General features: G+C 68.6%; 22 protein-coding genes and 3 pseudogenes. 15 read left to right on the forward strand and 10 right to left on the reverse strand.

Going from position 1 to position 20067, the window contains the following annotated elements:
• Positions 1 to 38 precede the first annotated feature (38 nt).
• From OOT46_RS26740 to OOT46_RS26760, 5 genes are all read right to left on the reverse strand, one after another.
• Entirely contained in the window at positions 39 to 2318 is a 2280-nt protein-coding gene (locus OOT46_RS26740) for a xanthine dehydrogenase family protein molybdopterin-binding subunit (protein ID WP_265406683.1), read from the reverse strand.
• 55 nt (positions 2319 to 2373) lie between these two features.
• On the reverse strand, positions 2374 to 3396 hold the full coding sequence (locus tag OOT46_RS26745) for an FAD binding domain-containing protein (protein ID WP_265406684.1): 1023 nt from the start codon (positions 3394 to 3396) through the stop codon (positions 2374 to 2376).
• The gene (locus tag OOT46_RS26750) at positions 3393 to 3950 is read right to left on the reverse strand and encodes a (2Fe-2S)-binding protein (RefSeq protein WP_265406685.1); all 558 of its coding nucleotides are present in this window, start codon (positions 3948 to 3950) and stop codon (positions 3393 to 3395) included. Before OOT46_RS26750 ends, OOT46_RS26745 begins: the two co-directional genes overlap by 4 nt.
• 178 nt (positions 3951 to 4128) lie before the next feature.
• Positions 4129 to 4272: a hypothetical protein gene (locus OOT46_RS26755; protein ID WP_265406686.1), complete on the reverse strand. Its 144-nt coding sequence runs from the start codon at positions 4270 to 4272 to the stop codon at positions 4129 to 4131.
• Between the two features lie 16 nt (positions 4273 to 4288).
• Positions 4289 to 4741 carry a PRC-barrel domain-containing protein gene (locus OOT46_RS26760; protein WP_265406687.1) on the reverse strand — a complete coding sequence of 151 codons (453 nt, stop codon included), beginning with the start codon at positions 4739 to 4741 and terminating at the stop codon, positions 4289 to 4291.
• Positions 4742 to 5133: 392 nt separating this feature from the next.
• On the opposite strand from OOT46_RS26760, the pseudogene OOT46_RS26765 reads away from it, so the two are divergent.
• Positions 5134 to 5247: pseudogene (locus tag OOT46_RS26765) on the forward strand (IS481 family transposase); the annotation flags it as partial.
• A pseudogene (locus OOT46_RS26770) lies at positions 5220 to 5369 on the forward strand (integrase core domain-containing protein); the annotation flags it as partial. The pseudogenes OOT46_RS26765 and OOT46_RS26770, both read left to right, overlap by 28 nt.
• Positions 5370 to 5435: 66 nt before the next feature.
• Here OOT46_RS26770 and OOT46_RS26775 read toward each other — a convergent pair.
• Entirely contained in the window at positions 5436 to 5528 is a 93-nt protein-coding gene (locus OOT46_RS26775; protein WP_265406717.1) for a LuxR C-terminal-related transcriptional regulator, read from the reverse strand.
• Positions 5529 to 5779: 251 nt separating this feature from the next.
• On the opposite strand from OOT46_RS26775, the gene OOT46_RS26780 reads away from it, so the two are divergent.
• The 4 genes from OOT46_RS26780 (at position 5780) to OOT46_RS26800 (ending at position 9599) form a co-directional block, all read left to right on the forward strand.
• Positions 5780 to 6787 (forward strand): LLM class oxidoreductase, encoded by a 1008-nt coding sequence (locus OOT46_RS26780; RefSeq protein ID WP_265406688.1) that lies wholly within the window; start codon positions 5780 to 5782, stop codon positions 6785 to 6787.
• Positions 6788 to 6808: 21 nt separating this feature from the next.
• Entirely contained in the window at positions 6809 to 7717 is a 909-nt protein-coding gene (gene htpX, locus OOT46_RS26785) for a protease HtpX (RefSeq protein WP_265406689.1), read from the forward strand.
• Positions 7718 to 7727: 10 nt separating this feature from the next.
• Positions 7728 to 9092, forward strand: a complete 1365-nt coding sequence (locus OOT46_RS26790; RefSeq protein ID WP_265406690.1) for an NAD(P)/FAD-dependent oxidoreductase — start codon at positions 7728 to 7730, stop codon at positions 9090 to 9092.
• Positions 9093 to 9476: 384 nt separating this feature from the next.
• Positions 9477 to 9599: a hypothetical protein gene (locus OOT46_RS26800; protein WP_265406718.1), complete on the forward strand. Its 123-nt coding sequence runs from the start codon at positions 9477 to 9479 to the stop codon at positions 9597 to 9599.
• Between the two features lie 131 nt (positions 9600 to 9730).
• On the opposite strand, the gene OOT46_RS26805 is transcribed toward OOT46_RS26800, so the two are convergent.
• From OOT46_RS26805 to OOT46_RS26820, 4 genes are all read right to left on the reverse strand, one after another.
• Positions 9731 to 12031 (reverse strand): hypothetical protein, encoded by a 2301-nt coding sequence (locus tag OOT46_RS26805; RefSeq protein ID WP_265406691.1) that lies wholly within the window; start codon positions 12029 to 12031, stop codon positions 9731 to 9733.
• Positions 12032 to 12647: 616 nt separating this feature from the next.
• Positions 12648 to 12974, reverse strand: a complete 327-nt coding sequence (locus OOT46_RS26810; protein ID WP_265406692.1) for a helix-turn-helix domain-containing protein — start codon at positions 12972 to 12974, stop codon at positions 12648 to 12650.
• A 283-nt stretch (positions 12975 to 13257) separates the two neighbouring features.
• Positions 13258 to 13488: a copper-binding protein gene (locus OOT46_RS26815; RefSeq protein ID WP_265406693.1), complete on the reverse strand. Its 231-nt coding sequence runs from the start codon at positions 13486 to 13488 to the stop codon at positions 13258 to 13260.
• A gap of 333 nt (positions 13489 to 13821) precedes the next feature.
• On the reverse strand, positions 13822 to 14142 hold the full coding sequence (locus tag OOT46_RS26820) for a hypothetical protein (protein ID WP_265406694.1): 321 nt from the start codon (positions 14140 to 14142) through the stop codon (positions 13822 to 13824).
• A gap of 313 nt (positions 14143 to 14455) precedes the next feature.
• Between OOT46_RS26820 and OOT46_RS26825 the strand changes: the two genes are divergently transcribed.
• From OOT46_RS26825 to OOT46_RS26865, 9 genes and pseudogenes are all read left to right on the forward strand, one after another.
• Positions 14456 to 14899 carry a hypothetical protein gene (locus OOT46_RS26825; protein ID WP_265406695.1) on the forward strand — a complete coding sequence of 148 codons (444 nt, stop codon included), beginning with the start codon at positions 14456 to 14458 and terminating at the stop codon, positions 14897 to 14899.
• A gap of 10 nt (positions 14900 to 14909) precedes the next feature.
• A complete protein-coding gene (locus OOT46_RS26830) occupies positions 14910 to 16340 on the forward strand; it encodes a TolC family protein (protein ID WP_265406696.1) in 1431 nt (476 codons plus the stop codon).
• 20 nt (positions 16341 to 16360) lie between these two features.
• Positions 16361 to 17779, forward strand: coding sequence for a multicopper oxidase family protein (locus OOT46_RS26835; RefSeq protein ID WP_265406697.1), 1419 nt, complete (start codon positions 16361 to 16363; stop codon positions 17777 to 17779).
• 86 nt (positions 17780 to 17865) lie between these two features.
• Positions 17866 to 18363 (forward strand): cupredoxin domain-containing protein, encoded by a 498-nt coding sequence (locus tag OOT46_RS26840; protein WP_265406716.1) that lies wholly within the window; start codon positions 17866 to 17868, stop codon positions 18361 to 18363.
• A gap of 71 nt (positions 18364 to 18434) precedes the next feature.
• Positions 18435 to 18641, forward strand: a pseudogene (locus OOT46_RS26845) (DUF411 domain-containing protein); the annotation flags it as partial.
• A gap of 21 nt (positions 18642 to 18662) precedes the next feature.
• Positions 18663 to 19013, forward strand: coding sequence for a copper-binding protein (locus OOT46_RS26850; RefSeq protein WP_265406698.1), 351 nt, complete (start codon positions 18663 to 18665; stop codon positions 19011 to 19013).
• A 204-nt stretch (positions 19014 to 19217) separates the two neighbouring features.
• On the forward strand, positions 19218 to 19475 hold the full coding sequence (locus OOT46_RS26855; protein ID WP_265406699.1) for a heavy-metal-associated domain-containing protein: 258 nt from the start codon (positions 19218 to 19220) through the stop codon (positions 19473 to 19475).
• 58 nt (positions 19476 to 19533) lie between these two features.
• Positions 19534 to 19785 (forward strand): DUF2933 domain-containing protein, encoded by a 252-nt coding sequence (locus OOT46_RS26860; RefSeq protein WP_416136262.1) that lies wholly within the window; start codon positions 19534 to 19536, stop codon positions 19783 to 19785.
• Positions 19754 to 20056, forward strand: a complete 303-nt coding sequence (locus OOT46_RS26865; protein ID WP_265406701.1) for a hypothetical protein — start codon at positions 19754 to 19756, stop codon at positions 20054 to 20056. The genes OOT46_RS26860 and OOT46_RS26865 overlap by 32 nt, the downstream gene beginning before the upstream one ends.
• The last annotated feature ends 11 nt before the right edge of the window (positions 20057 to 20067 follow it).

The raw sequence follows: 20067 nt of genomic DNA on the forward strand, positions 1-20067 counted from the left end.
CGACACACATCCCCGTCCCAAGCTGCGAGCCTTCCACGCTACTGCGGCGCCATCACCTTCTCCGGCGTCATCGGCAGCGCCCGGATCCTGCGCCCGGTGGCGTGCCAGATCGCATTGGAGATCGCGGCGGCGACCCCCAGCCCGCCGATCTCGCCCACGCCCTTGGCACCCAGGCGGCTGACGATGCGGTCGTCTTCCGGCACGAAGCTGACGTCCAGAGCGTGGATGTCCGCATTCACCGGCACGTGGTAGTTGGCCAGGTCCACGGTCATGAAGCGGCCCAGCGCGTGATCGATCAACGTCCCTTCGTGCAGCGCCTGCCCGATGCCCCAGACGATGCCGCCCAGCACCTGGCTGCGCGCCGTGAGCTCGTTGATGATGCGGCCGGCCGCCACCGCGCTCACCACCCGCGTGACACGCACGGTGCCCATCGCCTCGTCCACCCGCACCTCGCAGAACACGGCCGAATGCACGGCCCGCTCGTAGCGGCCCTGCTCGTCCTCGTCCGGCTGCAGGTGGAAGTTCGCCTCCAGCTGGCCGACGCCGGAAGCCGTCAGCACTTCAGTCAGAAGCAGTGCATCGCCCGGCAACCCGTGCAGCCGGACCTTGCCGTCGACGAACTCCACCTCCGCGAACTTGCTGCCCGCCAGCGGTGACTTCGCCATCGCCCGCGCAAGTTTCCAGACCTTCTTGCGCAGCTTCTCGCACGCACCGTCCACCGCCGAGCCGACGCTGGCCACGTGCGAAGATCCGCCCTCGGTCGGCGCCTCGGGCAGGCGCGTGTCGGCGATTTGCACGCGCACGTCCTCCAGGGGCACGCCGAGCGCGGACGCGGCGACCTGCGCCAGCACGGTACAGGTGCCGGTGCCAATGTCGCTGGCCGCCGTTTCCGCCTCGACGTGGCCGTCGGCGTACAACACCACCCGCGCCCGCGCCTCCTCCTGCTCGGCGATCCACTGCCCGCTGGCCATGCCCCAGCCGACGAGCTCGTGGCCGTCGCGCATGCTGCGGGGCTTCGGGTCACGCCGCGGCCAGCCGAAGCGCTCGGCCGCCAGCGCGTAGCACTCGCGCAGCTTCTTGCTGGAATACGGCTTGTCGCCGGAGGGCGCGCGCTCGGCGTAGTTGTGCAGGCGCAGCGCCAGCGGGTCCATCCCCAGCGCTTGCGCCAGTTCGTCCATGCCGACCTCCAGCGGGAACAGGCCGCTGGCCGCCCCCGGTGCTCGCATGTCCAGCGGCGTGGGCAGGTCCAGCGGCACCACCCGGTAGTCGCCGCGCAGGTTCTCGCAGCGGTACAGCGTGCCCGACCATTTGGTGACCATCTCGGCGAAGTCGTGCACGCGCGAGGTTTCGCCCACCGCCTCGTGGATCAGCGCCTTGAGCGTGCCGTCGCGCTCGGCGGCCAGTCGCACGCGCTGCCAGATCTCGGGCCGGTGCCCGAAGGTGAACATTTGCCGGCGCGTCAGCACGACGCGCACCGGGCGCCGCAGGTGCAGCGCGCCCAGCATCGCCAGCAGCAGGTTGTACTGCGGCCGCAGCCCGGAGCCGAAGGCGCCACCGACGAAGGTGTTCAGCAGGGTGAGCTGGCTCTCGCGCAGGCCGAACACCTTCGCGAGCCGCTTGCGGGTGCCGTGCCCGCCCTGGTTCTTGTCGTGGATGGTGAGCCTGCCACCGCTCTCGATGATCACCGTGCTGGCGTGCAGCTCCATCGGGTTGTGGTGCTCCGCGGCCTGGTGGAACTCCGCGTCGATCTTGACAGGCGCCACGGCGAAAGCCGCATCGGCATTACCGCGCGGCTTGGGCGGCGCCGTGTCTTCGTCGAGTTCCTTCGGCGCGTGGCCCTCGGCGCGGTGCCGCAGCAAGTCGGTCGCGTGCGCCTCAACCTGGTAATCGATCCGCACCAACCCGGCCGCGCAGCGCGCCGCCTCCCAGCGCTCCGCCAGCACCAGCGCCACGGGCTGGCCGGCATGGTGCACCTGGTCGCTCACCAGCGGCTTGACGGGCACGGTGGAGAAGTCCTCGCCCGTCTCGAAGTAGTGCGCGAGCTGCGGCGCCTCGGGCCGATGGCCGTGCCACAGCACGTCCAGCACACCGGGCACGGCCCGCGCTTCGTCATCGTGCACGGCCAGCACGCGTCCGCGGGCGATGGCGGCATTGACCACCACGCCATGCACGAGACCGTCGACCGCAATCTCGGCGGCATAGCGCGCCTGTCCGGTCACCTTCGCGCGCCCGTCGATGCGCGGGACGGCGTGGCCTTTGGCGACGTAGCCGGCGCCCACGGGGGCGACCGGCTGCAAGTCCTCGAGGTCGTCGCTCACTAGACGACCCTCCGTCCTGCGGACTGCGGGATTGGCCTTGCGGCGGCCCGGCGGCTCATGGCACGTCCTCCCCGAGATCGGTGACCGTGCCGGCCGTGGCCAGCCCCAGCGCGCGGACGATGGCCCGCCGGGCCAGCGGGATCTTGAACGCGTTGCTGCCCACGCCGGCGCCCTGCGGCACGGCACCCTGCAGCAGGGCGTCGGCGGCGCGGCCGAACGTTTCATCGGTCGCCGGCTGGCCGACCAGGTGTGCTTCGGCCGCCGGATCGCGCCAGGGCTTGTGGGCCACGCTGCCCAGGGCCAGGCGCGCGGCGCGGATCGTGTTGCCGTCCAGGTCCAGTGCCGCCGCCACGGAGACCAGCGCGAAGGCATAGGACAGGCGCTCGCGCAGCTTGAGGTAGACGCTGTGGGCGCGGAACCCGTCCATCGGGGGCAGCGTGAGCGCGACGATCAACTCGTCCTGTGCCAGCGTCGTGTCCCTATCCGGCCGGTCGCCGGGCAAGCGGTGGAATTCGGCGAAGGGGATGGCGTGTTCGCCGCGCGGGGAAGCGACTTGCACCCTAGCTTCCAGCGCGGCCAGCGCCACGGACATGTCCGACGGATGGGTGGCGATGCAATGCTCGCTGGCACCCAGGATGGCATGCTGCCGCGCCAGCCCCCCGATCGCCGAACAGCCGGAACCCGGTTCGCGTTTGTTGCAGGGCGTGCCGGTGTCGTAGAAGTAATAGCAGCGGGTGCGTTGCAGCAGGTTGCCGCCGTTGCTGGCCATGTTGCGGATCTGCGCCGAGGCGCCGGACAGGATGGCGGTGGCGAGCAGCGGGTAGTGCTCGCGCACCAGCGGGTGGTAGGCCGTGGCCGCGTTGCGGGCCAGCGCGCCCAGCCGCAGGCCGCCGTCGGGCGTGCGCTCGATCGCATCGAGCCCGAGCCCATTGATGTCGACCAGCCGCGCCGGCCGCAGCACGCCTTCCTTCATCAGGTCGATGAGGTTGGTGCCGCCGGCGATAAAAAACGCACCCTCGCCGGCCTGCGAGAGCGCCGCGGGAACGTCGCTCGCGGTGACAAAGGTGAACGGGTTCATGCCGGTCCCAGCTTCGCCCTCGCATTCACCGTCGTCCCCGCAATCCAGGCCCTCTGCACCACCTCGCTCTTGGGGGGCTCGGGTCCGAGCACCACCTGCGCCACCGCCTGCGCGATCTGCGCATAGGCGCCGCAGCGGCACAGGTTGCCCGACATCAGCTCGCGCACGTCGTCCAGCGACTTCGCCTGTCCCTCGTTCGCCAATCCGACCGCGGAGCACAGTTGGCCCGGAGTGCAGTAGCCGCACTGGAAAGCGTCGTGCTCGATGAAGGCCTGCTGCAGCGGGTGCAGCCGGTCGCCTTGCGCGAGCCCCTCCACCGTGGTGACCTCGCTGCCGTCGCGCATGACCGCGAGGGTCAGGCAGGAGAGCACGCGCACGCCGTCGACGAGCACGGTGCAGGCGCCGCACTGGCCGTGGTCGCAGCCTTTCTTGGTGCCGGTGAGGTCGAGGTGGTCGCGCAGCAGGTCCAGCAGCGGGGTCCAGCTCTCGACTTCGAGGTCGTGCGGCGTGCCGTTGATACGCAGCCGGATGGGGTGGCGGGAAGGATGGAGCATGATCGTCGGTCTCAACCGTTGGGCGTCAGGGTCACTTTGATCCGCGCCCGCCGGTCAGCTCCCTCACGCGCTGGATGCCGATGCGCGCACAGAGGTCGGTGAACCGCAGCAGCGTGACGCCGGAACGGCCAGCTGCTCCTTGTCGGCCGATGACACGCCGATCTGCGGCGTCTCGCCCTCAGCCGGCTGGTGCTCGCCACGCGCCTTCGCTGACCGCCTCCGCGTGGTGCTGGTCGCACAAGGTGATCCGGCGCGTCTGGCTGCCATCGCGGACGGTCAGCTGCGTGGTGGCGGGCCGTCCGCACACGTCGCACTTGGCCATCGCAATCTCCCCCGGCTCAGGTGTACTCGAACTTCGGCAGGGTCTTCAGCTGATCCTTGCTGGCATTCGGCAGGACCGCCTTGGGCGCGATATGCTGGAACTGGCGCACCGGCACCGCGACGCGGTGGTCGGCGATACCGAGAAAGCCACCGACATTGATTACCGCGATCGACAGCGTGCCGTCCGGCGCGACGACGAGGTCGTCGATCTTGCCGATCTTCTCGCCCTTGTCGTTGTAGACATCCTGCTTCAGGAGCTTGGAGGCGCGAAACCCGGTGGCAACCAGCCGCTCTTCCGCAACCGTCACGCCCAGCACGGCCTGGCCGGCCACCGGCACGCGGACAGCAGGCGCGGATGCAGCGGATGTGCCCGGTGCCGCCTTGCCGGCCTGCGCGTGGGCGCCGTTCACCGGGTACAACCCAGCGACCGCGCAGGCAAGGGCGGCGCCAAGCAGGAACTTCGTGGACATCATGTACTCTCCTTCTGCGTTGGGGGGGCGATCAGCGGCCGCTAGCGGCAACGGCCGGGTGGAACAATTCCTCGCGGATCTCGGGGGCCTGCACCCGCGGCTCTCACTTCGATTCGGCGATCACGTCGGCCTCGACTTCGCCATCGCTCCGGGTGGTAATGGCAGCGGTCATTGCTGCTTCTTTCTCGCATCAGGAAAACGCCCTTGGGAGGAAAGCCGCTGCTGCGCCGGGCGATCGCTGCCGGCTCTGATTAGAGACTAGGGTCTCGCCGCGAATGGGTCTTGCAAAGACTTGCGCACCTCTTTCCAAGGCTGTACGGACCGGAGACATCGGTAGCGGCTGTGCGAGGACATAGGTAAAGCTTTCCGGAAGTCATTGCCCGGAGGAGCCGATGCCCTGGCAGGAGAAGAACACCGTGCCATTGCGCCGAGAGTTGGTGGAATTGGCCCGTCAGGAAGGTGCCAATGTGCGAGAGCTGTGCCGGCGCTACGGCATCAGCCCCAAACTCACCGGTCGCTGCAAGCCGAGGTGGTGAACTCTCGCACTTTCATGGACCTTGCCTGCGAACAGCGCGCGCTGAACGCGTGGCGAATGGTCTACAACTGCCAGCGCCCGCATGAAGCACTGCAGATGCAGACGCTGGTGCAACGCTACCGCAGCAGTCCGATTGCCTGTCACGTGCCGGCGGTGCACCTAGACCGTCGCTTCTGTGATGCCGAGTGCGGCCGCCACCTGCTTGTTGAGAAGGCCCTTCAAGATCAGCAGCATCATCTCGCGCTCGCGCATCGAGAGCGAGCCGATGCGCTGGCGCAGTCCGGCCAGTTCGGAAGGGCTTGGACAAGAATTCGATCGCGCCGGCCTTCATCGCCCGTACGGTCATCGGAATGTTGTCGTGGCAGCTCCACCATTCCTTCACCGCGCTTGCACGCTCCGCCTGCCGCCGGAGTTGACCAGGTTCCACAGCAATCCGCAAGATTCGCGGGCGCCGGCGCCGTTACGCTGTTCCTGGTGCGCTCCAAGGCGCTACGGGAGACTGCATGTTCAAGGTCGATCCCACTGCCCGCGTGGAAGGGGCCCCCGGTTTCCGCCGCATGTTCGCGGCCGACCGCCTGACACTGGGAGTGTTCTTTCCCATCGAAGCTTTTCCGCATGACCAGCCGACCCTGCGCGACCAGGAACGGCTGGCGGTGCGGGCGCAGGAGCTGGGCTTCGCGGCGCTGTGGTGCCGTGACGTGCCGCTGCGGGACCCGAGCTTCGGCGACGTCGGCCAGGTGTACGATCCCTGGGTGTACCTCGGCTGGATCGGCGCCATCACACGCGACATCGCGCTGGCGACCGGCTCCATCGTGCTGCCGCTGCGCCACCCGCTGCACGTGGCCAAGGCCGCAGCGTCCGTGGACCAGCTGTCGCGCGGGCGGCTGGTGCTGGGCGTGGCCTCGGGCGACCGTCCGGTGGAGTTCCCGGCCTTCGGCGTCGACATCGAACGCCGCGCCAACCTGTTCCGGGAAGACTTCGAGGCGATCCGGCGCGTGCTCGGGACCGAGTTCCCGGTGCTGAAGACCTCGCGCGGCGTACTCACCGGCCAGGCCGACCTGGTGCCCAAGCCGATGGGGCGGCTGCCCCTGCTCGTCACCGGCAACAGCGGGCAGCCGCTGCCATGGATCGCCGCGCATTCGGACGGCTGGATCACCTACCCGCGCTCGATAGAGCGCCAGGCCGAGACGGTGGCGCGCTGGCGTGCCCAGGTAGAGGAGGCAGCACCGGGACGCTTCAAGCCGTTCGCCCAGTCGCTCTATGTCGACCTCGATGCCGACCCGCAGTTGCCGCCGACGTCGATCCATCTCGGCTTCAAGTCCGGCCGGCTTTTCCTACTGAGCTTCCTGGAGGGCTTGCGCGGGGTCGGCGTCAACCACGTGATCCTGAACCTGAAGTACGGCGCTCGGCCCGCCGCCGAGGTGCTGGAAGAGATCGGCGCCGAAGTCCTGCCGGCGCTGGCGGCTGGAAACAAGACCCGCACGGCCAGCGACGACGGCACCCTGGCGTGAGCCGTCGCGTGGAGCCGCATGGTGAAACGAATCCTTCTCTTCCTCGCCACCAACCTCGCGGTCCTGCTGGTGATCTCGGTGTCGCTGCGCTGGCTCGGAATCGACCGTTTCCTGAGCGCCAACGGGCTCGACATGGGCACGCTCATGGTGTTCTCGGTGGTCGTCGGCTTCGCCGGGTCGATGGTGTCGCTGCTGATCTCGCGGCCGCTGGCGAAATGGTCGACCGGCGCCCACGTGATCGAGACCCCGAGCAACTCGGACGAGGCGTGGCTGCTGGCCGCCGTGCGGCGGCTGGCGCAGGATGCCCACATTGGCGAGCCCCAGGTCGCCATCTACGAAGGCGCGCCCAATGCCTTCGCCACCGGCGCCTTCCGCGACGCCTCGCTGGTGGCCATCTCCACCGGGCTGCTGCAGTCGATGAGCCGCGAGGAGGCCGAAGCCGTGCTGGGCCACGAAGTCGCGCACGTCGCCAACGGCGACATGGTGACGCTGGCCCTGATCCAGGGCGTGGTCAACACCTTCGTGGTGTTCCTGGCGCGGATCGTCGGCTACGTGGTCGACAGCACGCTGGTCGGTCGCGGCAGCGACCAGCAGCACAGGGGCACCGGGCCGGGCTACTACGCCACCGTGTTCGCCTGCGAGATTGCGTTTGGCCTGCTGGCGTCGATCATCGTGGCCTGGTTCTCGCGCCAGCGCGAGTTCCGGGCGGACGCCGGTTCCGCACGCCTGCTCGGCACGTCGGTGCCGATGATGGCCGCGCTGGCGCGGCTCGGTGGCCTGCCGGCAGGGTCGCTCCCGCAATCGCTGCGCACCTTCGGCATCACCGACATGCCAGCTTGGCTTGGCCTGTTCGCCAGCCATCCGCCGATCGAGGCGCGCATCGCGGCGCTGCAGCAACACCCGGCGGCAGGCACCGCAACTTCGCGCTGAAGGGGCGGCCATGGAAACGCAAGGCAAGCAGGAGCCCGCAGCCGCACGGGCCGATGCCGAACTCGATGCGGCGATCGACGAGGCTCTGGACGATACCTTCCCCGCCAGCGATCCGCCGCCCTGGACCCTGGGGCGGGAGCAGCACACGGCGCTGGCGGCACCCGGAGACGGGCACAAGGTTCGCATCTGGGGCCGCCTCGGCAACGCCGCGGCGTACGCGATCCGCGAGTTCCTGCACCGCTGCGACGTGCCGTTCGAGTGGGTGCAGGTGGCGGGCTCCGCGCCGCGCGACCCCGTGTGCGTGTTCCCCGACGGCACACGCATGGAGGCGCCGACGATCCGGCAGATCACCGAGAAGCTCGGCTGGTTCCGCAATCCCTCGCGCACCGAATACGACCTGGCGATCTATGGCGCCGGCCGGGCCGGCCTGAGCGCGGCCGTGTATGCCGGCGCCGACGGGCTCAGCAGCGTGCTGGTCGAGCGCTGGGCTATCGGCGGCCAGGCCGGCAGCAGTTCCCGCATCGAGAACTACCTCGGTTTCGACGAAGGCATCAGCGGCACGGAACTGGCCGAGCGCGCGCGCCGGCAGGCTGACAAGTTCGGCGTCGAGATCCTGCTCGCCCGCGAAGGCCGCGGCGCGGAACTGCAGCCGGGCCGCGGGGTCGGCGTGCTGGAGGACGGCACCCGCATCGTCGCGCGCGCGTCGATCTGCGCCACTGGCGTGGCCTACCGCCGCCTGGGCCTGCGGGACGAGGACCGCTTCCTGGGCGCCGGGCTCTACTACGGCGCTGGCGCCAGCGAAGCTCCGCTCACGGCCGGCGAGCACGTGTTCATCGTCGGCGGCGGCAACTCGGCCGGCCAGGCCGCGTTGCACTTCGCTGCGTATGCCCGGCAGATCAGCGTGGTGATCCGCGGCGAATCGCTGCGCAGCACCATGTCGCACTACCTGCTGGAACGCATCGCGACGGCGCCCAATATCCAGGTGCTGGCGTGCACCGAGGTGACGGCGCTGCACGGCAACGGCACGCTGAGCGAGATCACGCTGCGCGACCACCGCAGCGGCCGCGAGCGCCGCATGCCGGTGCGCTGGCTGTTCGTGTGCATCGGCGGGGACCCGCAGACGCAGTGGGCCGAGAGCATCGGCATGGTGCGCGACAAGGCCGGCTACATCGTCACCGGCCCGGACCTGCTGCGCGAGGGCCGGCGCATGCCGGACTGGCCGCTGGAGCGCGAGCCCTATTACCTCGAGACCAGCATTCCCGGCGTATTCGCCGCAGGCGATGTGCGCCACAACGCGGTGCGGCGCTGCGCCGCGGCGGTGGGCGAGGGCGCCATGGCGGTGGCTTTCGTGCATCGGGTGCTGGACGGAGGTTGAGCCCCGTCCTTGCTGCGTCTCCTGCGCCCGCCCGCAGGCCGACGGACAGCGAGGTCGCGCGCTGGTCGGCACTGAAGGGGCAGGTCCCGACCGTGCTCGGCTTGCCGCACCATCGCGCTTCCGCCGACGCGCGCCGGCTGCAGGCGACCTTCCACCGCCGTGCGGCCGTCGTGGCTGGCATGACGCGCCCCGCGCCAGGAGATCTGAGCGGGGATGTGCAGTTTCGGTTCGTTCTTCACGGCCTCGTGCGCTTGCTGGGCACGCTTGAGCAGTACGTCGATCTGGGCCTTCAGTTCGGCCTCGGCGTTGAGCGTGTGGCCGTAGCTCATGGCCCCGTGGCGGGGGGCGTTGGCCTTGGTGCCGTCCACCGCAATGGTGCCGAGCTTGACGATCGACTCGGAACTGCTCGCCGAGTTTCGCGAGGCCGGCAGCCCGGCCGGCACGGACTCAGGGGAGGAGTCAAAGCGGATCATCGAGCCGGAACAGAAGCGGCGCCGGATCGGCTGAGCCAGCTTCCCGTTGCAGGCCGCCGCCTCGCGTCCTGACTGCCCACCGCACTTCGTCGTCCACGACGCAGAGGCTCGCTTCGAGGGAGCCGGTCCGTGCGGGTGCCAGCTCCCTGGAGGCCCATGCCGGCGTCAGTTCTCCAGCAGCACCGGAACCACACCCAGGGTGAGCTCGCGGTTCACGATCCCAGTCGTCGTGCCGTTGAGCCGCGTCGCCTTGGTGTAGCTCCACGCGCTCGGCAGCTTCACCTTGCGGCTGTTGGTCGACCACAGGACCACCGCAGGCGTGCCGTTCTCCCGCTCCAGCTCGAACACGTACACCAGGTGCTCGTCATAGGGCTGGTCGCGCACCTCGTAGGCCTGCTTGAATCGCGCGCCCTTCAGCCACTCGGTCGCGACCCGCTTGTAGGCAGCGCCGGCCGGCGTGAGGCTCTTGTAGTCCGGGGACACCAGGGCGCTCAGGGGCGAACGGTACGGCAGGCCTTCGTAGAAGTAATAGTTGAAGTTCTCGATCCCCTTGGCCCACATGACAAACAGGGCCCGGGCAGCGCTGGACACGTGTTCATCGGCACTCGGGTTGTCGCCCAGGCAGCCGCCCGTGCCGGTGTTCAGCGGATCACAGTTCGGCCCCCCTTCGGTGTTCCAGATTTTCTTGGTCACTTGCTCGCGCGCCAGCAGGTCGCGCAGGTTCTGGATCGGGGCGGCCACCAGCTCGGGCTGGGTGGGATCGTAGTAGAAGTGGAAGCCGATGATGTCCACCAGGTCTCGGCCTCGCTTGCGGGGGTCGCTCGGTGCCGGGGTGTCGAGGAACTTCTCCAGCCAGGCGTAGCCGGTTTCCGTGGTGAGGCCGGGCGACACGATCGGTGCCGAGCCGAGCTCCTGGCGTGCGATCACGGCCAGATCGAGCATCTGTGCCACGGTGCCGGTGTAGAAGAGCCGGTAGTCCGCCTCGTTCCACAACTCCCAGTAGTGGATCCGGTTGGCGAAGCGGGTGTCCGTTTTCAGTTTGCGCACATACTCGCGCCAGGCGTCGGCGCGAGGCGCGTCGGTTCGGTTGCTGCCAGACGCCGTGGCCCACGGTGGGGAGTAGCCGAGGGTATAGAGCACTTTCGTGCCCTCCATCTCCGCGTTGCGCGCCTGCTGGTAGAGCATGGTGAACGCGGTCGTCGACAGGTTCCCGGGGTCCTTGGGATGGTCGATCGTCTCCCACAGACCGAAGCCGGCAGGTTGGAGCTGGTACCACTCGCTTCCGGTGTTCCAAAGCCGCCGGATGTTCGCTCCCAGCTTCGTCGCCACATGGTGTGCCGAATGCCTGTTGTAGTGCATGCCGAACAAGGTGGGGGGCACCCGGTCCCGGGTGTTGGCCGGCGCAACGTCGTTCTTGAACACCTCGACCACCTTCATGTCGTCGATGAGGACCTCCTGGTTGCTCTGGTTGACCGTCACGCGGACCGAGCCCGGCTGAAAGGTCGCATAGGCGAACTGCAGCGTCACCGGTTGCCAGGCTCCGTTGCCGGTCACCTCCTGGCGGACGACGGTGCTGTAGGAGACGTCGTTGCGCACCACCACGGTCGCGGTGGTGCCGCTCGGCACCTTGACCTGCAGCGTGACCCGGTAGCTCCTGCCGGCCCGGAAGGGGAAGGCGTAGTAGAGCAACGCGTCGCCTCCCGCGGCCTTGGACACCTTGAAGCTCAGGGAACCGCCGCCTTCGAAGGCCGTGGTGCTCGGCGCCACGGCGTACGTGGCCGGCTTGAGGACATTGACGTTCCATCCGCGCAAGGCGGCGGCCGGCTCGTTGAAGTTGCTTGATGCCAGCAAGGCGGGCTGCGGCAGCGAAGGGGGCGAGGCCGGAATCGCGGTCCCGTTCGGGTTGTCGACGTCAGGCAGCTTGTAGACGGTCAAGTTGTCGATGTAAACCGCCTTGTCCAGGCGGCGCAATGCCACGCGCAGCAGGGCTGCACCGGCGGCATCGACGCGGGCGTTGAGTTCCATCTTGCGCCACCCGGAGCCGACCCCGGCGGTCACCTTGCCGAAGAACTTGACCGGGGACGTGGTGCTGGTCAGCGAAAACTCGACCGGATGATCTTCCGCTTTCTCCCTGTCGCTCTCGTTCGTGACGTCTCGCTTCATCCACAGCACCACTCGGTAGTAGCCGGGGCTGGAAAAGCTCAGGTCGTGCACGAGATGCACATCGGCGCCGTCGCCGCCCATTGCGGTGCGCTGGAAGCGCTGCGAGCTGCCGCCCCGGTGCTGGACCGTTTCCTCGGCGAAGGTGGCGGCCGCACCGCCCCAGGCCAGGACTTTCCAGCCTTCGGCGACACCGTTGCTACCGAAGGTGCCGTTGAAGTTGTCCTCCAGCAGGCGCGTATAGCCCGCATGCAGTTGCTCGAGCGGAAGTGGGGCAGGGGCGGCTGCGGCGGCCGCCTGTTGCATCTCGGCGGCGCCATCTCCATTGCCGGAGCCTCCGCAGGCCGCAAGCGTGAGCAGGGCGACGCCTGATAGATGACGATGAAAAGCTGGCACTTGCTTTCTCCCTGAATATTAGGGCGCCGATTAGATGCGCAAACTATTCGAAGGGGAGATAAAAGTTGTAATGCCCCTTTGCGGCGCCGCAAAGGGAGTAGCTATCGGCGGCGGCTCAGGCGACTATGGCCGCTCTTGTCCGGCCCATTGAAGCGAAGCACCCGCAAGGTCCCGACTCACCCTGTTCACGCGCTCGCAGATCGGCTTCACACCCATTGACGCTGCCTTGGCGCTGCGCGGCTGCGCCGAAGCCATGCACAGCACGAAAGCAGCCCTTCAGCGAGCTGCCGACACCCGGGGCGAGGGGATAAAAGGCATCGTGCGGATCTCGGCCGGCGAGGTGATGGGCGCACCGTCCAGCAAACTTCAGCAACGGCCCCAACGCGAGCAACGAGGCCTTAAATCTTAAGTCTCACGCCCCTGCTGATAGCACTTGATCAGCTGACTGACTCGCGCTGTCGACAGCCCCAATTCCTTACCAACAGCGTGCGACGGGGTCACGTGCGGAGGGGGCAGGCGTTAAATCTTAGGTCCCACGCCCCTGCTGATAGCGCTTGATCAGCTGACTGACCCGTGCCGTCGACAGGCCCAGTTCCTCACCGATCTGCGTCATCGTCAGCCCGGAGCGCGCATGTGCCAGCCACATCGCCTCTTCGCGCGTTGCCGCTTCGGCAACGTATTGCCGCAGCGTCTTGCCTTCGCTGCGTTGCTGAACCTTGGCGATGTCGCGCGCTTGATCAAGCCGCGCCGATCCCGCGACGATGACCTGCATGCGCGCGACGAAGTCGCCGTTACCGAAACAGCAGTTCCCGGTCCGCATCGTCGTCAAAGATCGGCTCGCGTCGATCACCACGTGAGCTGACGTGATAGACAGCGCCGGGAAACTCGATGCGCAGCGGACGGGTCATGCCTCCAATGCGCAGCGACCCTTGGGGCCCGTACGGCTGCAGGCGGAACGGGCCACGGATGCCGTCAGCGCGCACTTCGGCGCCTGCGGGCAGAGCAGGCCCATCGTGGGACAAACCGGCTTGGCGCAGGCCGGCCGGGGCCGACGATATAGCGGTCGTACAGCTGCGTCTGATCTGAGGTCTGGCCAGTCGTCGTCGCCCCTGGCCGCCGCACGGAGGAGCTCCTTGCTACCGGGGAGCCCGCTCACCGGCGGGCTCCACGTGAGTGAGGGTCGGTTCGCCTTTCACGATCTCCGCGTAAAAGCGCACCTTGTCCCCGACGCTGAGCCGCTCGAGCACCTGCTTGCTGGCGTTGAACGCCATGGTCATCGGGGGCATGCCGAGGCTGGGCAGGTCGCCGTGCTTCAGGACCACTTCGCCCCGTTCCTTGTCCACCTGTTCCACCTCGCCATCGGTCATGGGCAAGGCCGACGAGGCGGCGCTTGCAGTCCCGTGCGCTCTCTTGGGTAGGACTTTCGTGGGGCGCGACGTCTGGGCGTGCGCGGAGTGGACGGCAACGAGGAGGGACGCGACAACGGCGGGCAGCATTTTCATGGCTTGCGGGTGGCTAGGCAGTGTGGTTTGGGGTCGCTGGCGAAAACCGTGTCGCGGCCGGTGACTCGAAGCTGGAGGGATTTGCGCGGTCGCCGTGCATTTTGCCGGCCGTGCCCGCCGGAATGGTTCAGCAGAGGCGACTCGAGCACATTGCGTCTGGTGCCGCAGACAGATACCACACCCCGCCGTACCGTGATTTCACATCAAAAATAACTCCGATGAGCCAGATCTCTTAGACTGTCGCCCATGTGGCGCGTCGTCCGATCCGTTTTGCTGTGGGTGCTTGCCGTCGCGCTGCCGTTCCAGGGAGCGGTGGCGGCGACGATGGTCGCCTGCGGGCCGCACCATCACGGCACTGCCGTTGTGTTCTCCCAAGCTGCCGCCCACGACCATGCTGACGACGCCGATGGCCACATCGGGCACGACCACAGGCAGCACGGGCATGGGCTGACCGCTGACCCCAGTGCCGCCCCAGATGCCCCCGGTCTCGCCGCGTCCGACGCCCTTCCGGATGGCCATGGACATAAGGCGTCCGCGTCGAAGTGCAGCGTCTGCGCGTCCTGCTGCGCCGCCGCCGCGCTGCCAGCGACGGTGATCTCCATCGATCCACCGCCCGCGGACGACAGCCTCCACCCGGCCCCAGAGTCGCACGCCGCGGTCTTCATGACTGGCGGCCCTGAGCGGCCTCCCCGAACCTCCCTCGCCTGACACCGCCGTGGTGCGCCTCGGTGGACGCCTCGCCGCGTCCTGAGGCCGTGCCGTACACGACCTGCCGGGGTCGGAGCGCGCATCTTGTCGGCGCGCTTGGCGCCCGGCGTCTCGCGAGGATCTCATGTCCCTCTGGAAAACCGCCAGCCTGGCGGCCACGCTCGGCGCGTTGCTGCCGGCTGCGCACGCGCAGTCACCCGCCGCGCCGGCGGTCCCCACCGTCTCGACGCCCGCCGCCGTCATCTATCGCTCCGCCTTCGACGGCTACCGCCGATACGCCGAGGAGCCGGTCGTGTCCTGGAAAGAGGCCAACGACCGTGTCGGCCGCATGGGTGGCTGGCGGACCTACGCCGCGGAGGCGGCCGGCGACGCCGGTGGCGGCCATGCCGGCCACGGCGCTGCCCCGTCCTCGTCTGGCGCCACCCCGCCGCGCGCCGGCACCGCGAACACCGACAAACCCTTCGGACAGACGGAGATGACCCACCCGCCGAAGACGGCACCGGCGCCGCCGACGGTTCCGGCCGCATCGCAGCCCGCGGCACCCGCTGGCCACTCGCAACATCATTGAGGAGTCCCGCATGACCTCCAGGGCTGTACCCCGCCCTCGGCTCGCCGCGGTGACGGCGGCGCTGCTGCTCGCCGGCTGCGCCAGCACGGCGATCGACCAGAATGTCCAGGGCGTCCAGCGCCTGACCCAGGGCCGCCTCGGGGCCGAGGTGAAGTGGCTCAACAGCGACGAGGCCCGCCGGCAGGCACAGGCCGACGTCGACGCGACGCTCGCCAAGCCGCTCACGGCCGACGACGCGGTGCGGCTGGCGCTCGCGCACAGTCCGGCGTTGCAGGCGGCGCTCTTCGAAAGCGCCGCCGCCTCGGCCGGCGCCACCCAGTCCGCCCGACTGCCCAACCCGATCTTCACCTTCGAGCGCCTGGTGCGGCGAGAAGGCGGGGAGACCGAGCTCGACATCGGCCGCATGCTGGGCATCTCGGTGTTCGACTTCCTGCTGCTGCCGTCGCGGCTGCGCATGGCGGATTTCCAGCAGCAGCAGATCCAGCTGCGGCTGGCCGGCGACGTGGTGCAGGCGGCCAGCGACGCGCGCCAGAACTGGGTGCGCGCCGTGGCCGCGCAGCAGTCGCTGCAGTACTTCGAGCAGGTCAAGCAGACGGCCGATGCCAGCGCCGAACTGGCCCGCCGGATGCAATCGGTGGGCAACTTCAACCGGCTGCAACGCGCGCGGGAGCAAGCCTTCGCCGCCGACGCCGTTGCGCAGCTGGCCCGCGCCCGCCAGGGGGCGCACAGCACCCGAGAAGCGCTGGTGCGCTCGCTGGGGCTGAACGAGGCCCAGGCGCGACGCCTGACGCTGCCCGACCGCCTGCCCGACCTGCCCAAGGCGCCCCAACAGGAAGCCGACATCGCGCAGCAGGCACTCGACCAGCGGCTCGACGTCCAGCTGGCGCGCGCTGACCTGGAGTTCACGGCAAAAGACCAGGGGCTCACCCGGGTGACGAGTTTCGTCAACGGTCTGCACGTCGCCGCCGTGCGCAACAGCGAGACCGGCGAGCCGCCGCAGAAGGGCTACGAACTGGAGCTGCCCCTGCCGATCTTCGACTTCGGCGACGCCAGCCGCGCCCGCTCGCAAGCGACCTACATGGCCGCACTGAACCGCACGGCCCAGATCGGCGTGGACGCGAGTTCGCAGGTGCGCGAGACCTACGGTGCCTACAGGACCGCCTACGACGTCGCCAAGCACTACCTGGAAGAGGTGGTGCCGCTGCGCAAGACCATCGCCGATGAAAACCTGCTTCGCTACAACGGCATGTTGATCGGCGTGTTCGAGCTGCTCGCCGACGCCCGCGAGCAGGTCGGCAGCGTCGTGCAGGCGATCGAGGCGCAACGTGATTTCTGGCTGGCCGACGCCGCTTTGCAGGCGGCCCTGATCGGCACACCCACCGCCGGCGTGTCGATGGAGGCCGCCCCTGCGGCCGCCGCCGGCGGCGATGGTGGCCATTGAACCCCTAGACGGAGTACCCCATGACAACGAGTCGACGCCGCTTCCTGACGGGCACCGCTGCCGCGGGCGCCGCGGTCGCGGCCTCCACGGTGAGCAAGGTCGCGATGGCCGCCTTGCCCGAGCCGGTCATCCAGACCAGTCCGCTGACGGCCCCGCCGCTGGTCCCCAACACCGGGCGGCCCTACAACCCCATGGTGACGCTCAACGGATGGAGCCTGCCCTGGCGCATGAACAACGGCGTCAAGGAGTTCCACCTGGTGGCCGAGCCGGTGGTGCGCGAGTTCGCCCCCGGCATGAAAGCCCACCTGTGGGGCTACAACGGCAGCTCGCCGGGTCCGACGATCGAAGTGGTCGAAGGCGACCGGGTGCGCATCTTCGTGACCAACCGCCTGGCCGAGCACACCACCATCCACTGGCACGGCTTGCGGCTGCCCAACGGCATGGACGGCGTCGGCGGCCTGACCCAGCCGCACATCCAGCCCGGCAAGACCTTCGTCTACGAGTTCGTCGTGCGGCGCAGCGGCACCTTCAAGTACCACCCCCACGCCGATGAAATGGTCCAGATGGCGATGGGCATGTACGGCATGTTCATCGTCCATCCCAAGGATCCGAAGTTCATGGCCGTCGAGCGCGACTACGGTTTCATCCTCAGCGCCTTCGACATCGAGCCGGGCAGCTACACCCCGCGGGTGGCCGAGATGACCGACTTCAACCTGTGGACCTTCAACTCGCGGGTCTTCCCCGGCATCGACTCGATGGTGGCGCGGCTCGGCGAGCGGGTGCGCATCCGCATGGGCAACCTGACGATGACCAACCACCCGATCCACCTGCACGGCCACGAGTTCGTCGTCACCGGCACCGACGGCGGCTGGACGCGCGAGAGCGCTCGCTGGAACGAGGTGACGACCGACGTGGCCGTCGGCCAGATGCGCGTCGTGGAGTTCCTCGCCGACGAGCCGGGCGACTGGGCCTTCCACTGCCACAAGAGCCACCACACGATGAATGCGATGGGCCACGACCTGCCCACGATGATCGGGGTGGACCACACCGGCATTGTCAAACAGGTCAGCAAGCTCATCCCCGACTACATGGCGATGGGCGAGCGGGGCATGGCCGACATGGCCGAGATGGAGATGCCGCTGCCGGACAACACCCTGCCGATGATGACCGGCCAGGGCCCGTTCGGGCCCGTCGAGATGGGCGGCATGTTCACGGTGATGAAGGTGCGCGCGGACCAGAAGCGCGGCGACTTCAAAGACCCGGGCTGGTACCAGCACCCGCCGGGCGAGGTGGCCTACGAGTTCACCGGCACGCTGCCCGAGCCGGCGCGGTCCTTCGCGGCCGGCGGCCAGTCGATGCCGCTGGCGCGCAAGGCGGCCAAGAACGTCGAGATGCGCGTGCGTAAACCCAACGGCGGGGGCGGCCACCACGGGCACTGAACCCCGGCCGCGTCCGCTCTGTCCCTCACCGATTCACTTCAAGGATCCCCATGACCTTCCCCACCCGCCGCATCGAGCGAGGCGGCATGAAAAACATCCACACCCTGGTGCTCGTGGCGCTGCTGGCCGCCGCCGGTGCGGTGCAAGCCCACGGCGACGACGACCACGCCAAGAAAGACACCCGCCAGCCGATCAAGAAGGAGCAGAAGCCCTGGGGCATCGCCGGCGACGCCAAGGCGGTCAAGCGCACCGTCGAGATCAAGATGACCGACGACATGCGCTTCACGCCCAGCCAGCTGAGCCTGCGCCAAGGCGAGACGGTCAAGTTCGTGATCCGCAACGCCGGCCAGGTGCTGCACGAGCTGGTGATCGGCACGAAGCAGGAACTCGACGAGCACGCAGCCTTGATGGCCAAGTTCCCGGAGATGGAGCACGACGAGCCCTACATGGCGCACGTCACACCCGGCAAGACGGGCGAGTTGATCTGGACCTTCAACCGTCCGGGGGAGTTCGACTTCGCCTGCCTGATCGCCGGCCACTACCAGGCGGGCATGGTAGGCAAGATCAAGGTGGCGGCCCAATGAAGCGCCGCGACTTCGTGATGGCCGGTGCGGCCCTCGGGCTGGCCGCCGGCGCCTCCGCCGCACCCGGGCAGAGCGCGATCGAGGGCCACGTGCCGGCGCGCGAGATCCGCCGGCTGCTGAAAGAACGACCCAAAGCCGTCGGCCTGGCCGTGCCGGCCACGCCGCTGGGCAGCCCGGGCATGGACGGGCCCGACTTCGGCAACCGCACCCAACCGTACGACGTGTTGCTCGTCCTCCGAGACGGCGGCACGCCTGTGTACCAGTCCTACTTCCGCTGAAAGCCACCAAGGAGCATCTTCATGAACAAAACGTCTCTGCTGGCCCTGCTGGCCGCCGCCTCGCTGATGACCAGCACCGCCGTGTTTGCCGCGCCGCCCGCCACTGGCGCCGCAGACGCCACCGCCGCCGCCGCTTCGACGACGGCCAGCGACCTGGTCGAGGGGGAGGTCCGCAAGATCGACACGGCGAACAAGAAGATCACCCTGAAGCACGGCGAGATCAAGAACCTCGGCATGCCGGGCATGACGATGGTGTTTCAGGCGAAGGACCCGTCGCTGCTGGACAAGGTCAAGGTGGGCGACAAGGTGCGTTTCGCCGCTGAAAAGTCCAACGGTGCCTTTGTCGTCACGGAGCTGCAACCGGCTCAGTGAAGCTCGCGCTTCACAGCCCGGCAGTCGATCGACCGCCGGTGGCTTGACCATTCCGCTGCACCTTGCCACCGTGGGAAGGTCAAGCCCCGTCTCAGTCCCCGCCCCCGGGTGGGGTTTTACACATCACCCGCTGGACATTGCCATGGTGGGAAGCTTCACAGTTCAGTCACCGGATGCCCCGGACCCCTAGCCAAGGAGCCTGAGATGATTGCATTTGAAGTGAACGACATGACCTGCGGCCACTGCGTGAGCACGATCACCAAGGCGGTCAAGCAGACCGACCGCGATGCGGTCGTCGCCGTCGATCTCGGCAGCAAGCGGGTGCAGATCGAGGCGAAGGCCGCCGACGAGGCCGAGTTGAAGGCGGCCATCGAAGAGGCCGGATACACCCCCGTCTCGGCCACTGCCGTGGCCAAGGCCGCGCGTCCATCCGGCGGGAGCTGCTGCGGCAGCTGCCACTGAGCGCGATGGATTGATCGAAGTCAAGCGGCCCGGCAGCGTCTTCCAGGAACATGGTGTCATGAAGACCGCTCCTACTGCCCTTTCGAGGCGCGCCCGGCGCCTGCTCGCCATCGCCGCTTGGCTGCTCGGCGCGATCGGCGCGTACTTTCTGCTGACGCGCCACTTTGACCACGTGCTGCAGGCGCTGCCTTACCTGCTGCTGCTGGCCTGCCCGTTGATGCATGTATTCGGGCACCGGCACGGCCACCACGATGCGCACCACGCCCCAGGGAACGCCCGTGACCCAGGCCGCGACAGAACCGGCGACTGATGCCGGTGCCCTGAAGGCCGCCGAATTGCTCTCGACGTTGGGGGCGGCCGTGCTGGGCGCCGGGCTCGCGCTGCTGTGGCCGAGCCTCGCGAAGCAGGCGGTACCGCTGCTCGTGGTCGGCGCGCTGGCGCACGCCACCGGCATGGGACTCAAGCACCGCCTGCAGCTCGGCCAGGCCCAGCCACGCTGGAGTCGCTGGCTGGTGGCGCTGTGCTGGGTCGCGCTGGCGGTGCTCGCGGCCGCACTCGCCTGGCACATCGGTTTCAGATGAAGGGAGAAGAA

The organism is Aquabacterium sp. A7-Y (assembly GCF_026153205.1).
Classification (GTDB): Bacteria; Pseudomonadota; Gammaproteobacteria; order Burkholderiales; family Burkholderiaceae_C; genus Caldimonas.